The organism is Achromobacter veterisilvae (assembly GCF_037619525.1).
Classification (GTDB): Bacteria; Pseudomonadota; Gammaproteobacteria; order Burkholderiales; family Burkholderiaceae_B; genus Achromobacter; species Achromobacter veterisilvae.
Map to the genome: position 1 here is coordinate 4,817,306 of NZ_CP148753.1, position 12,441 is coordinate 4,829,746.

General features: G+C 60.5%; 15 protein-coding genes. 7 read left to right on the forward strand and 8 right to left on the reverse strand.

Annotated elements, in window-relative coordinates; translation table 11 throughout:
- The first annotated feature begins 116 nt into the window (after nucleotides 1-116).
- Entirely contained in the window at nucleotides 117-2,015 is a 1,899-nt protein-coding gene (locus tag WHX56_RS22295; RefSeq protein ID WP_338879038.1) for an IS110 family transposase, read from the forward strand.
- Nucleotides 2,016-2,113: 98 nt separating this feature from the next.
- The gene (locus WHX56_RS22300; protein ID WP_338879039.1) at nucleotides 2,114-3,040 is read left to right on the forward strand and encodes an alpha/beta hydrolase; all 927 of its coding nucleotides are present in this window, start codon (nucleotides 2,114-2,116) and stop codon (nucleotides 3,038-3,040) included.
- Between the two features lie 42 nt (nucleotides 3,041-3,082).
- Here WHX56_RS22300 and WHX56_RS22305 read toward each other — a convergent pair whose 3' ends face one another.
- The 4 genes from WHX56_RS22305 to WHX56_RS22320 form a co-directional block, all read right to left on the reverse strand.
- On the reverse strand, nucleotides 3,083-3,295 hold the full coding sequence (locus WHX56_RS22305) for a hypothetical protein (RefSeq protein WP_174716201.1): 213 nt from the start codon (nucleotides 3,293-3,295) through the stop codon (nucleotides 3,083-3,085).
- Between the two features lie 18 nt (nucleotides 3,296-3,313).
- Entirely contained in the window at nucleotides 3,314-3,634 is a 321-nt protein-coding gene (locus WHX56_RS22310; RefSeq protein ID WP_338879040.1) for a hypothetical protein, read from the reverse strand.
- Entirely contained in the window at nucleotides 3,627-4,145 is a 519-nt protein-coding gene (locus tag WHX56_RS22315; RefSeq protein ID WP_338879041.1) for an O-acetyl-ADP-ribose deacetylase, read from the reverse strand. The genes WHX56_RS22310 and WHX56_RS22315 overlap by 8 nt, the downstream gene beginning before the upstream one ends.
- Nucleotides 4,146-4,399: 254 nt before the next feature.
- A complete protein-coding gene (locus tag WHX56_RS22320) occupies nucleotides 4,400-4,741 on the reverse strand; it encodes a hypothetical protein (RefSeq protein ID WP_062680327.1) in 342 nt (113 codons plus the stop codon).
- A gap of 330 nt (nucleotides 4,742-5,071) precedes the next feature.
- Here WHX56_RS22320 and WHX56_RS22325 point away from each other — a divergent pair, with 330 nt between their 5' ends.
- On the forward strand, nucleotides 5,072-6,259 hold the full coding sequence (locus WHX56_RS22325; RefSeq protein ID WP_338879042.1) for a GGDEF domain-containing protein: 1,188 nt from the start codon (nucleotides 5,072-5,074) through the stop codon (nucleotides 6,257-6,259).
- Between the two features lie 67 nt (nucleotides 6,260-6,326).
- Here WHX56_RS22325 and WHX56_RS22330 read toward each other — a convergent pair whose 3' ends face one another.
- Nucleotides 6,327-7,208 carry a prephenate dehydratase gene (locus WHX56_RS22330; RefSeq protein ID WP_338879043.1) on the reverse strand — a complete coding sequence of 294 codons (882 nt, stop codon included), beginning with the start codon at nucleotides 7,206-7,208 and terminating at the stop codon, nucleotides 6,327-6,329.
- Nucleotides 7,209-7,290: 82 nt separating this feature from the next.
- Nucleotides 7,291-7,431 carry a hypothetical protein gene (locus WHX56_RS22335; protein WP_338879044.1) on the reverse strand — a complete coding sequence of 47 codons (141 nt, stop codon included), beginning with the start codon at nucleotides 7,429-7,431 and terminating at the stop codon, nucleotides 7,291-7,293.
- A 137-nt stretch (nucleotides 7,432-7,568) separates the two neighbouring features.
- On the opposite strand from WHX56_RS22335, the gene WHX56_RS22340 reads away from it, so the two are divergent.
- The 3 genes from WHX56_RS22340 to WHX56_RS22350 all read left to right on the forward strand — a co-directional run bounded on the left by WHX56_RS22340 (nucleotide 7,569) and on the right by WHX56_RS22350 (nucleotide 9,067).
- Complete coding sequence (locus tag WHX56_RS22340; RefSeq protein ID WP_338879045.1) at nucleotides 7,569-8,027, forward strand: MaoC family dehydratase; 459 nt, start codon at nucleotides 7,569-7,571, stop codon at nucleotides 8,025-8,027.
- A gap of 5 nt (nucleotides 8,028-8,032) precedes the next feature.
- Entirely contained in the window at nucleotides 8,033-8,629 is a 597-nt protein-coding gene (locus tag WHX56_RS22345) for a TetR/AcrR family transcriptional regulator (protein WP_338879046.1), read from the forward strand.
- 90 nt (nucleotides 8,630-8,719) lie between these two features.
- On the forward strand, nucleotides 8,720-9,067 hold the full coding sequence (locus WHX56_RS22350; RefSeq protein WP_338879047.1) for a YciI family protein: 348 nt from the start codon (nucleotides 8,720-8,722) through the stop codon (nucleotides 9,065-9,067).
- On the opposite strand, the gene WHX56_RS22355 is transcribed toward WHX56_RS22350, so the two are convergent.
- Both WHX56_RS22355 and WHX56_RS22360 read right to left on the reverse strand, forming a co-directional pair.
- Nucleotides 9,039-9,803 (reverse strand): hypothetical protein, encoded by a 765-nt coding sequence (locus WHX56_RS22355; protein WP_338881818.1) that lies wholly within the window; start codon nucleotides 9,801-9,803, stop codon nucleotides 9,039-9,041. The two genes, WHX56_RS22350 and WHX56_RS22355, sit on opposite strands and share 29 nt — an antisense overlap.
- A gap of 294 nt (nucleotides 9,804-10,097) precedes the next feature.
- Nucleotides 10,098-11,705, reverse strand: a complete 1,608-nt coding sequence (locus tag WHX56_RS22360; protein ID WP_338879048.1) for a restriction endonuclease — start codon at nucleotides 11,703-11,705, stop codon at nucleotides 10,098-10,100.
- A gap of 246 nt (nucleotides 11,706-11,951) precedes the next feature.
- On the opposite strand from WHX56_RS22360, the gene WHX56_RS22365 reads away from it, so the two are divergent.
- Entirely contained in the window at nucleotides 11,952-12,368 is a 417-nt protein-coding gene (locus WHX56_RS22365; protein ID WP_338879049.1) for a hypothetical protein, read from the forward strand.
- The last annotated feature ends 73 nt before the right edge of the window (nucleotides 12,369-12,441 follow it).

Sequence of the window (12,441 nt, forward strand, 5' to 3'; positions counted from 1 at the left end):
GAATCCGCACCTCTGAGCCGGCTGGACACTGGACGGTAGCCTAGGGCATTGGACCCTGCATGTACAAGGCAAGTGGGCGCAGCGGGCTTCTTTGGAATCGGCAAGGGAGCTAAGTCATGTTTTTTCTAGGAATCGACGTCTCCAAAGCGAAACTGGATTGCGCGCTGCTGGGCAGTGAAGGAGACAAACGCAAGACCAAGGTCGTCCCCAACTCGGTAGCCGGCATCCAGACGCTGCTGCAATGGTGCGCCAAGCAAGGCGCCCAGCCGCAGCAGTTACACGCCGTACTCGAACCGACGGGGCAGTATCACGAACAGGCCGCCACCGCGCTGCATGACGCTTCGGTCAGTGTCTCCGTGGTGAATCCAGCCCAGGTGCGCGACTTCGCGGGTGCGCTGGCGGTGCGCTCCAAGACCGACGGGATCGACAGCTACGTGCTGGCCCGTTACGGTCAGGCGCTCAAGCCGGCGCTATGGCACCCCGCGCCCCTGCATGCGCGGCAGTTGCGTGCCTTGCTGGCGCGGCGCAACGCGCTGAGCAAAGACTTGTTGCGTGAGCTCAACCGGCAGGAGAAAACGCAGTTCAGTGATCTGCCCGTCCTGGTCGAAGGTTCCATCGCCAAGGCCATTGCGTTCCTGCGCGAAGAGATCAAGCGCCTGGAGCGGGCCATCGATGACCACATCGACCGCCATCCCGATTTGAAGGAAGACCGGGAGTTGCTCACCAGCATCCCGGCCATCGGCCCGCAGGCCAGCAACGCGATCCTGTCGATCATGCATAGCAAACGCATCGAGTCTGCCGAGGCCTTGGCGGCCTATCTGGGGCTGGTTCCCGTGCAGCGTCAGTCGGGCACCAGCCTCAATGGCCGTGCGCACCTGTCAAAGGCCGGTCCTGCTCGGGTGCGTGCCACGTTCTACATGGCTGCCATCGTCGGCATTCGTCGCAATCCCCATATCCGCGCGCTCTACGAGCGACTGCTGCTGGCGGGCTGGGGTGGCCGTCAGGATGAGCGGGCGGCGCGCAAGTGGAATGAGCTTGCCGCGGACCAGGGCCATCGCAGAGCGTTGTTCAATCAGGCAGCTCAACTGCAGCGGGAGGCCGGACCGCAGGGCGACATGCCGGCCGCCGCGCTATCGCTCTATCGGCGGGCGGCGGAACTGGGGCTGCCGCAGGGCGCGGCGGTCCTTGCGGAGTTTTATCGGGACGACCGCGGCGCGCGGGATCTGCCCGAGGCCTGGCGCTGGCTGGGCCAGGCGGCCGATGACGGCTATGCGCCGGCGCTCTATGACCTGGATAACTGGTGCAATGCGCGCCCGGAATGGGGCGGCTGCGAGGCCAAGGCGATCCATGCCCTTACCGATGCGGCCAAGCTGGGCTACCCGCCCGCGCAGGGGCGGTTGGGGTTGCGGTATCTGGACTTTGCCGTCCAGCAGATACGCTGGACGCCCAAGCTATGGCTGAAGCTGAATGCGCGCTATCCGGACGATCCGGCCTTGCTGAAGGACCGCGAGGCCGGCGCGGTGGGTGACGCTGGCGGCAGCCAACGGCGACGTGCTGGCGCTCTACAACATTGGAATCATATTGCAGCGAGAAGCGGCAAAAGGCGCGTCCGGCAAGTTCGCGTACGAGCCAACGACCATGGCCGCGGTGCGCGCCTGCTTTGCCGCTGCGGCGCAGCGCGGCATGGGCGCGGCCATGCTGGCGATGGTGGAGACCTACGAGGCCGAGGACGCGCGCGAGCAGTACACCCGCCAGGAACGCGAGGAACTCATGCACTATTGGGTTCGTCAGGCGGACGCGGCGGGAATGCTGGACCGCCAACGGATCGGTCCGACGTGGTCGGGCTGGAATTACGCGCATCCCAGGCGGCCGATAGCGCCGCCGTCGGACGAGGCGCTGCGCCGCGGCATGGCGCCGGCGGCGGCATGCGCGCTGAAGCCGCGAGCCGAAGCCGACGGCGCCCCCGGATAGCGCGCAGCGCCCGCGTCCCCTCCCCTGGCGAATTTGTAGTCTGACACTGTTTTTCGGCTGAAACCAAATATCTTCGCCAGCAACCGCGACTAGGCCTCACAATATTCCGGGCGGATCCGATCCCCGATATTGGAGTGCCGACATGAAAAGTCGCCTTGCAATGGCAGTAGCGCTATTGACTGGAGTGCTGTGCGTCACAAATGCCGCAGCACAGCCTACATTCCCGAGCAGCTTCAAGAGCCAGACTGTCACCATGGCGGACGGCGCGAAGATTTTCGTCCGCTCCGCAGGGACCGGCCCGGCCGTGGTGCTCATCCATGGGTTCGGCGACACGGGCGACATGTGGGCGCCGCTCGCGAAAGAGCTCGCGAAGTCGCACCTGGTGATCGTGCCGGACCTGCGCGGCATGGGGAAATCGTCCAAAGCCGCCAGTGGCTACGACAAGAAATCGCAGGCTGTCGACATACGCACGGTCGTGACGGCGCTAAAGCAGGACAAGACCGCCGTCGTCGGCCACGACATAGGCACGATGGTGGCCTATGCGTATGCGGCGAGCTACCCCGACAAAGTCGACAAACTCGTGGTGATGGACGCGCCCGTGCCCGGTATCGCGCCGTGGGATGAGATCATTCTGTGGCCCGCGCTGTGGCACTTCAATGCCGGAGGCCCCGATTTTGAGCGGCTGGTCGCCGGCAGGGAGCGCATTTATCTCGACCGTTTCTGGAACGAGTTCGCGGGCACGCCTTCGAAGATCGATGAAGCGACGCGACGCCACTACACCAAGCTCTATTCCCAGCCGGGCGCGATGCGCGCCGCCTTCGCGCAGTTCAACACCATCGCCAAGAGCGATGTCGCCGACAACATCGCGTTCTCCAAGACCAAGCTTGCCATGCCGGTCCTCGCCATCGGCGGAGAGAAATCCTTTGGCGACAACATGGCGGTCGTCATGCGCAATGCGGCGACCAACGTGCGCGGAGAAGTCGTGCCGGGAGCCGGGCACTGGCTGATGGAAGAAAGCACCGGTGCTACGGTCGGGTTAATCGGAGGATTCCTGGCATCTTCGCAGTAGGCTGCCTAGAACCTCACGAGCGAGAAAGGCTCCATCTGCGGATCAGTTGCCAGAGCTACGGCGCAACCGATCGGCCGAATTCTTGTTCAGGCGCTTTGCTTCGGCTTCCGCGTAGTCTTCCTCGCCCTGCTCGTACTTGCCTTCATACATGCAGCTGCTGCGGTTCCATCCGCACTCGCCACCCAACGAACAACCCGAAGTCAGCGCGGTGAGAAACAGGACGATGCTGCAACGGCCTAAGGTTTGAATCGACATATCGCTCCCTGGTGATTGCTAGGTAGTGTACGGGATGGAGATGGCGAGTTCGGGCGGGGTCGTAGTCTGATACCTTTTCTCCAGCAGGTCTTCCAAGGACATCATCGTCAGAGCCAGCGGCAAGATCGGCAACAGCACCGCGACAGCAAGGCGCAGGATGGCATCCTTGGTCATGGGCGCGATACGCATGGTTCGGATGACGTCGAAACTGTTGCCGAGATCCGCAAGCGCAATGATGGCGTCGAAGCTGTCCAGGTCGAAGGCCAGGAAGGCCTGCGACAGATTCCAGCAGACTATGGTTGCGCCTTGAAGGCCGCATCCCTCCAATGAGTCATGCAAACGGCCTACGCAATAGGCGCTCATACTGATGAAGGTCTTCCGGTGAAAAACAGCAGAAGACCACCTCTTGAACAGACGAGTCGCCTGACAAGCTAGCACGCGCGCTTTCAACAGCGATCTCCGCCGCCAATTCGACGGGATAGCCGTATATGCCAGTGCTGATGCTTGGGAACGCAATCGTAGCGATCGCCCTTTCTTCCGCAAGCTCAATGCAGCGTCGATAGCAGCTGGACAGTAATTCCGGCTCCCCGTTATCTCCGCCCCTCCACACTGGGCCTACCGTGTGAATGATGTACTGAGCGGAGAGACGATAGGCTTTGGTGACCTTGGCGTCGCCAGTCTTGCAACCGCCAAGCAGCCGACATTCGTGCACGAGGTCCGGGCCCGCGGCGCGATGTATAGCGCCATCGACGCCACCACCGCCCAGCAGTGAGGAGTTTGCAGCGTTGACGATAGCGTCCACCTGAAGCGTGGTGATATCTGCACGGATTGCACGTAGGCTGGTGGGCATGCTTTTGCTCCCGGGAAACGGGTATCTTCGCTCTAGGTAGCGGGCTCCGTCAGTTCGATTTTATTTCTGTTGGGAGCGCAGCAATAGATCGAAAGGCTTTCGCCTTCCGCGCTGTATCGCAGCATGGCCTTGTCGGCGGCAATTTCGGGAGCTTGTAGATGTTCCAGGATGGCAGAAATAAAAATAGTGTCAGACTACAATTTAACTAGCCAAATTTTCGTCCGACGCCTCCCCCCAAGAGCGACCTACGCCCCTCAATCCCCATCCAAATGAAACTTATGAATCAAGCGATGCGCGACCGGGGCGAGGATCAGGCCTAGGGTGCCGACGAACAGCAGTCCGACCAGCAGGCTGTAGAACGAGAAGAATATTTTCCCGCCCATTGAGGCAGGCACGATGAATGGCCCGATACCGCCGATGATGAGCGCGGTGTTGAGCATGGCGTCATGCCAACTGATATCTTCAAACCACAGATGGGCGACGATGCCCACACAGGCAACCATGCCGATGACCGCTATCGCCCAGAAGAGATGCCACAGCATCCGGAAAACGAAGCGCCTTGTGGATAGCAGCGGGTGCCCTTTCGGTTCGTACATGCGAAGACCCTCCCTGATGGCCAACGCGGGATTATGCCTACATAAAGGGCGCAAGGTTCATCGTTGGGGTGTCACCGGGGGTTTATATGCGCTTTCGTATTGACCGAATCGCTATTTCGAGGCGAAACGCCAAGATACTCGCTGCGCAACTTGCAGGCTATCCAGCCGATGCGCTCGTCGTCGGGTACTTCGCGGGCATCGCTTGACAATGCTTGACTGTTGAGTCGTGGCGATACATTGCGACACACTGTAATCTTTTCCCACGAATACCAAGTTTCCCTTGTTCTATGTACTCGTCTGTCGATGCCTGCAACCCTGCTTGAATGGTCTGTGCCCGCCGCGATCCTGTTGTGCGGCGTGGGGCTCTGCGCCGCGCGGCTGGTAGGCTTCAACACCCTGCGCTGGGGCGGCGCCCTGGCTTGCCTGGGCACAGGCTACGCCATCATGCTTGTTCAAGCCGATGCGCTGTCCCCTTACAAACAAGTCGTCGAGGACGCTTTCATTCTAGGCGGCGTCATTTTGGCGTGTCGCGCACTGCAGCGCCGCAGCCGCAGGCAGACTCCTCCGTACATCGATATTGCGGTCCTGCTGGCCTCGACGGCGATGGTCATCGTCTCGGTCGTCCTGTTTGGCAGCGCAAAACTGGAGACGTTCTTCGTTCAGGCCTGTTGCGCGCTGGTACTCTGGCGGACCACGCTCTCCTTTGCCAGGCAAGCGGCAACGACGTCGGATAAGGTACTCACGGCGGCGTTTCTCTTCATCGCGCTGGTGTTGACGGGCCAATGCGTTTTGTATCTTGCCGCTCCGACACCCGCTCTCGCCACGGGGGAGTGGAGAATGTCGGTGTGGGGGACTCTGATCCAATACACCGGCCTATTGGGTAGCATTGTCCTGACCTTCGCGGTCTTCATCGCGACGAGCTACGACGCCATAGAGAAATACCGCCATCAAGCCCATACCGATGCGCTGACGGGGTTGCTGAACCGACAGGGTCTAGATAACTTTCTCGCCTCCGTTGCGAAGCGCCCCTTGCCGGATGCGGCAACGCCGACCGCGCTTATCGTGGCCGATATCGACAATTTCAAACGCATTAACGATGTCTTCGGCCACCCGTTCGGCGACAGGGTGCTGGCGCGGTTTGGCGCCCTGCTCCGGCCTGTGACAGGCATCCACATTTGCGCTGCGCGGCTGGGAGGAGAAGAGTTCCTTTTAATGCTGCCGGCGGCAAATCTCGCGCACGCTGCCGCAATCGCCGAGGAGATCCGCGCGAATTTTGTCGCGCAGGGCTGGGGGCAGCACGCTCCCAATTCGCGTTTCACCGCCAGTATGGGCGTGACCCTGGTACAGTCGGAGGAACCTTTCGCCAGCGCATTGAAGCGAGCGGACGACTTGCTCTATACAGCCAAGCAACGCGGCCGGAACTGCACGGTTGCGGATGAAGCACCGGCCGGCATCGCGCATGGCCCAGCCGCGTTTGGCGATAAGGTGAGCAGCCACGCGCATTGTGCTGAGACATAGAATCCGGCTTTTCTCCCATGCCTCCTGGCTCCGCCCCTTTTCGCCCCGCCCAAGTAGGCGACGCCGCCTATCTGGACGGCTTGCTGTATCTAGGATAAGACCCCAACACCCGGAACTCGCTGTTCTTCTCAAGAAATTCCGTCAGTTTCCCTTGCTTGGCATGTCCTGCGACTTCGATCAGATAGCGATGCGTGTCCAGGGTTTTCTTGCTGGGCCGTTCATATACGGTAAGCACTTGCACGCCTGCCCCGGTGAGCGCGGCCAACGAGGCGCCGAATTTGTCGTCGGAAGTGTCGAGGAGCAAGGAGGTCTTGTCGTTGCCGGTGGGCGCGGGCATGTCGCGGCCCAGGACCCACCAGCGGGTGACGTTGTGGGGGCCTTCTTCGATACCGTCCACCAGCGACACCAGGGAGTAGACGCTGGCGCCGACTTTGGGGCCGAAGGAGGCTTTGTCCAGGGTCAGGCTATTGGCGACGGTCTGGGCGGCGGCGCCGCCACTGGCGGCGTCGGTGCGGCGGACGTTGGGCATTTCGCGATCTACCCAGGGTTTGACTTCTTCGAAGGCGACGGGGTGGGCAAGGACTTCTTTGATGTCTTCACGCTTGGTGCCGGGCCTGGCCAGCAGGCTGTAGCCGAGCATCTTGGGATATTCGGCGACGATGGTGACGTTGGGCAGGTCGAGGACGGCGTCCAGGTACGGCGTGACGCCGACCACGGAAGTAGTGACAGGGACGCAGGCGCGTTCGACTTTGCCGTCGGTGTAGCTTTTGAAGAGTTCGTCCCGGGTGAGCGGCACCAGGTCCTTGTCGCCGTAGAGGTCGAGGCAGGCCTGGTGGGTCCAGGAGCCGGCGGGGCCCAGGTAGGCGATGGAACCGGCGGCGGCAGCGGGACTGGCGGAGAGGTTGAAGGTCAGCAGGCCTAAGACGGTGAGCGATGTAAGGGCTTTCATGTTCCGTTCCTGAAGGTCGTGGGCAGGTCCGGGAACATGATACCGAGAACGCCAGGAACGTAGGCCCCCATCCAGAGCCGCCTCAAGGATGCAGCTTAAGCCCCTTCACCGCCTTGTCGACCGCGTTTTTCGGCCCACGCACCGCGATACCGGCGACCTCGCCGATCTTCTTTGCGAACAGCGGGTCATCGTTCTTCCGGATATCGATTCGAACCAAAGGCATGTCGGCGCTCCTTGCGTTTCGTGGGAGAGGAAAAAGCGGCTTGCGTGCAGCTTAGATTACACCAATAATCTATTCTGAAAAAGCGGCTTGCAGGCGCATCAAGTTTCCCTCTCCCTCTTGTTGAAAGGACGCGGCACATGGAACACCCCGGAACCTCAAAGAAGCTGTTCCTCGACGATCTCGCCGTCGGCGACACGTTCACCAGCGCGACGCATCCGCTGGACGCGGACCAGGTCCGCCGTTTTGCCGCCGAGTTCGACCCCCAGCCCTTTCATCTGGATGAAGCGGCGGCGCGGGCCTCGCTGTTCCAGGGGCTGGCCGCCAGCGGCTGGCACACTGTGGCCATCACGATGCGGCTGTTGGTCGATAGCCTGCCGCTGGCCGACGGCGTAATAGGCGCGGGCGCCGAAATTAGCTGGGCGCGGCCGACGCGGCCGGGCGACCGGCTCAGTGTCAAGAGCACAATCCTGAGCATCACGCCGTCCCGCAGCAAACCGGATCGCGGCATCGTCGTGGTGGAGAGCATTACCTCGAACCAGAATGGCGATGAAGTGCAGAAGCTGACCAGCAAGATCGTCAGCTTTAGAAGGAGGTAGGCAGCATGGGCCGTTCATCCCAGGAAAAAGCGGGCGAGAATCGCCAGCGCATTTTGGATGCCGCCGCGCGCTTGTTCCGCACGCACGGCATCGATGGCGTGTCGATCGCGGACGTGATGCGCGACTGCGGTTTGACCGTGGGAGGCTTCTACAAGCATTTCACGTCCAAGGACGATCTCGCCGCGCAAGCGGTCTCGGGGGTGTTCGATCAGGCTACGGCTTCGTGGCAAAAGGTTTTCGACGGGGCCGATGAACGCGAGCAAAGCCGGGTCGGCACGTTGGTGCCCCAGTATCTGGGCAACCGGCGCGCCGAACGCCGCTGCCCTTTGCTGGCATTCGCGCCGCACGCGGCTCAAGGCCCCGCGGATAGCGACGCGGCGCTCGCCTACACAGCCGGCGCCGGCAGACTGTTCAATCAGTTCCTCGAGGATACGCGCGCCCGGGGCGGCGACGATGCGCAGGCCATGGTGTTGTTCGCTGCGATGGTGGGTTACCGCGTGCTGGAACAAGCCGCTGGCAAGACAGACTGGATGCGCGCGCTCGAGGCCGCGGTCAACGAGAAAGCGGCGTCATTCGATTCGGCCGCGCCGCCAGATCGGTAAACTCGTCCCAGGCGCCCCTGGGCTTTCTCCGCTTCCGTACATTGATATCGCAAGCACGCCCGAATCGCGTCAACGTCAAGGAGACGATCCATGCCAAAGTTTGTGACGATCGGATATGGAGACCAAGAGGGTTATGACCGCACCCCCGCGGCCATCCGAAACGCAGCCCATGCGCATGACGCAAAACTGCAAAATGACGGAGTATTGATGGGTATTGCGGGCAAACCAGTACAAGTGCGCAACCACGACGCGGTACGGGTCGAAACGACGAACGGACCATTCATGAAGTCGCCGTTGCCGATAGCGGGTTTTGCCATTATCGAAGCGGCGGATATGGCCGAGGCGATAGATATGGTGTCGCGAACGCCCTGCGCTGTCGCGCATGGCGTCGTTGAGGTTTGGCCGCTATTCACAAATGCCGATGGCTGCAAACCATAGCCTGCCCGGTAAGTTCGCCAATTAACGCGGCCAGCCCCTCGGCGCTCCCTTGATCCAGCCATTCTGTCCGAACCATGCGAAAGCCCATCGCCAGGCTGAATTGCCAATCCAGTTCCAGGATCCGGTAATCGCGGCCATTTTCCGCGCAATGCCATTGCGCGGCGGGATCCTCGTAGGCTGCGCCGATGAAGTCGACATGCGAATCGAACGGCGGCATGGATTCCAGCAGCGCGTCTGAACCCGGCAGGCTGGGCTCGGAGAGGTTCTCCCCTACCGCCACGTTCGGCTCCGGGCCGTCGTAGGCCAGCAGCATCAGCGGAAAATGCTTGGGGTTCGCGTCGTAGCTGGCTCGGGTGTCGTCGGTCAGATAGGGGCGTGCCGCCGGGCCCAGGCAGTATTGCGGGCTGTTCCAGTCGCTGCCCTCATTGTCGGCATACAGGTCCCCTGGCGTGATGCCATGTTCGGCCAGCAGCGCCAGGGCTTCATCCATAGTGTCGTTGTGGCGTATCGGTATGTCCGCCGGCAGATACCCCGCCCGCACGTACATGGCGATCACGTCTCCCGTCGTGCGCAGGCCTTCTTGGTACTGGTGCGACCCTTCGTTCAGGCTGGCCAGGCCGAAGCTCAGGTTCAACAGGGCGCGATACGGAATGCCGTCGCCGCGCGGTTCAAGCACGTATCCACCTTCCAGCAGCCTGGCTTGCAGCGCACGCCAATCGGGCGGCGGCAAGTGCATATCGCGCGGACATAGGAATTGGTGGTGTTCGGACATTAACGGGGCTCGCTCTGCTGAGGTGGTTGGGGCCGGCCGGGCCGCGTAGGCAGTTTCCGTTCAAATACGGCTTCAAACTACACATTCAGCCATCCTAAATTGTAGTTTGACGTCTTATTTCTCAGGTTTCTATTCCGGAACCGCCACTTCGGTTGAAACTGCAGATAACAGCAGCGGAGCCTTCCACAGCGCTAATCCGGCTTATCGGTCGAAGTGACCCTTCGGCATAGTGTGGCTCCCTCCGATCCCACTTAAGAACTAAGTCATGATCTTGGCTTCAACCCCGGCATGCTCTCTCAGCAAATACAACAATCCCCCGCCATCAATCAGTTCAATCGGCTTATCCTGCGAGAACTTATAAGCATCAACACCGTACCCACTAGTACAAACTAGAATCCCCTTACTCGCCCCTTCGTTCATCATCGTTCCATACAAGTCTCGAACCGCGCTTACTCCAACCGTGTCGCGATAGCGCTTTGCTTGAATAACGACCTTACCGCCAAGGATAGGCCGTGTATCAAACGCAATGGCATCTACTCCTCCATCCCGTGAAGCTCTCGTTAGCTTTGTATCCAGGCCCATGCTGCTGAACAAATTGGATACCAACACTTCGAAGTCGCCGGGCGTCAGATCCAGCAGATTTGGCCGGGACTCCAGCTCGTTCAGCAAATTCCCCTGTTCGATAAAGCGCTTATCGACCATGTTGAATTCGACAATCGGTTTGATAGCCTGCAACTCATCAGGTCTGTTGGAAACCTGAGCGCCCAAGTTGCGCAAGCATGCGATCTTGTCGACACGGTCCAGACGTAGCGCCTGGAACTCGGATTTTTCGGCTCTTACCGATACGACCGGGACACGGATCTCACGTCCACTCGAAGGATCTGTCGTATCGACTATGCCGTTGAACGTAACGAGAGCCAGGGCATCGGCTTGGTCAGCTTCAAACAACTCATGCAAGGTTCGAAGCGATATTGCAGCCACGATGTCTTGATAGAGACGTTTGATATCGACAGGCTTCCGGGCTTTTGCGTCGATCTGATCTCGAGTCTTGACGTATCGATACTCCAGGTCAGTAGGAATCACACAAACCTGAGGCAGCTCGTACTCCACGACAAGTTCCTTCGCTACCTCGTTGTAGGCAATGCGAAATTTCTGTGAGAAGCCTTCTTCTGGATACTCAGACCGGATGAGCACCATCTCGTTATATGCAACGACTGCGTCAGCCTCGTTGGCCAAGTACGTCGCTTGGAACTCGTCAACCTCGGCATTGCGACGCGCCACCTCGGCGTCGTACTGGGCCTTCCTTTGTTGGTACTGATCCTGGAAAAGAGCGATCTGTGCCTGCTTCTCTTCCTCGTGCAGACGAAAGACCTCGAGGCTTTGCTGATTCTGGATCTTCGCTTTCTCTAACGCCGCCTGATGCCTTTTGCCTGCGCCCGGAATCAACCGTCTCATTCCCGAAGGTTTGGGAACCTGAATCAGTGCGGGAGGATCGCTCGGACGAAGCTCTGGTGCGATTTCGAAGGGTTCAAATGCTTCAAAATGCCGCAAGCTATCGAAGTCGATCGCATCATCGTGGCGGAGCGTGTGCGCAAGAATGTCTTGCAACTCCTCGATTTTCTCGTTCAATTCTGCATTGAGATCATCGACTTCAGTTTGGCGATCCAGAAGATATTGCGCCTTGAGCGCCTTCTCGGCCTCGCGATTTTCGCGCGCTCGCTGCGTCGCACGCCTTCGGCGGTCTCGTTCGCTCTGCCTGGCATATGCCAACTGCGTTCTGGCTGCTCGTTGGCGCTCTCGCTCGGACGCCGCCGCCGCTCTAGCCGCAGCCTTAATGAATGCCCCGAAACCACTACGGCGTGCCATGCTGTCCTCACTTGCTAAAGGCGATACTGAATTGCCCAGTTCAAAGCGATCGCGAACACACAGATTCGTGACGAATACGAACAAATATTACCTGAACTTTACTTGAGAGATTCGCTAAGGACGAGTTGTCCGAAATAGCGGTGCCGGCCCCCAATCATCGGCAAAGAGCGGAAGAAGACTTTTCTGCTTGGGCGGCTTAACGAAAAACTGCGGGCGGTATGTCCGCCTGCCGCTAAACTCCCCCGCATGCGCAACCGCCCCGACCCGTTCGCCCCGCCCAGGAAGCAGCCCTCCCCGCGCCCGAACTCGCTCATCTGGATTCTTGAGCCTCTGGAGCGGGATGCCGCCTACACGCACCGAAAAATGTTCGGCTGCGATGCCGCCTACCTGGACGAATCGCTGTACCTGGTCGTCGCCGACCGTGACGATCCCTGGAACGGCGTATTGGTATGCACCTCGAAGGAGCGGCACGCGGCGCTGCTGTCCGAGATTCCCAATCTGCTGCCCCATCCCGTGCTGGGAAAATGGCTGTATCTGCCTCAGGGCGATGAAGCCTTCGAGCCCACTGCGGAAAAGCTCGCCGCGCTTGCGCTGGCGCGCGACCCGCGTGTGGGCGTAATACCCAGGCCGAAATCGCCGCGCCGCAAGACCTGGCGGCCCTAGGGGTTGTCCAGCGCCGGGCCGCGCCAGCAGGCTGTAGCCCAGCAGCTAGGAATACCCGGCGACGATGGTCACC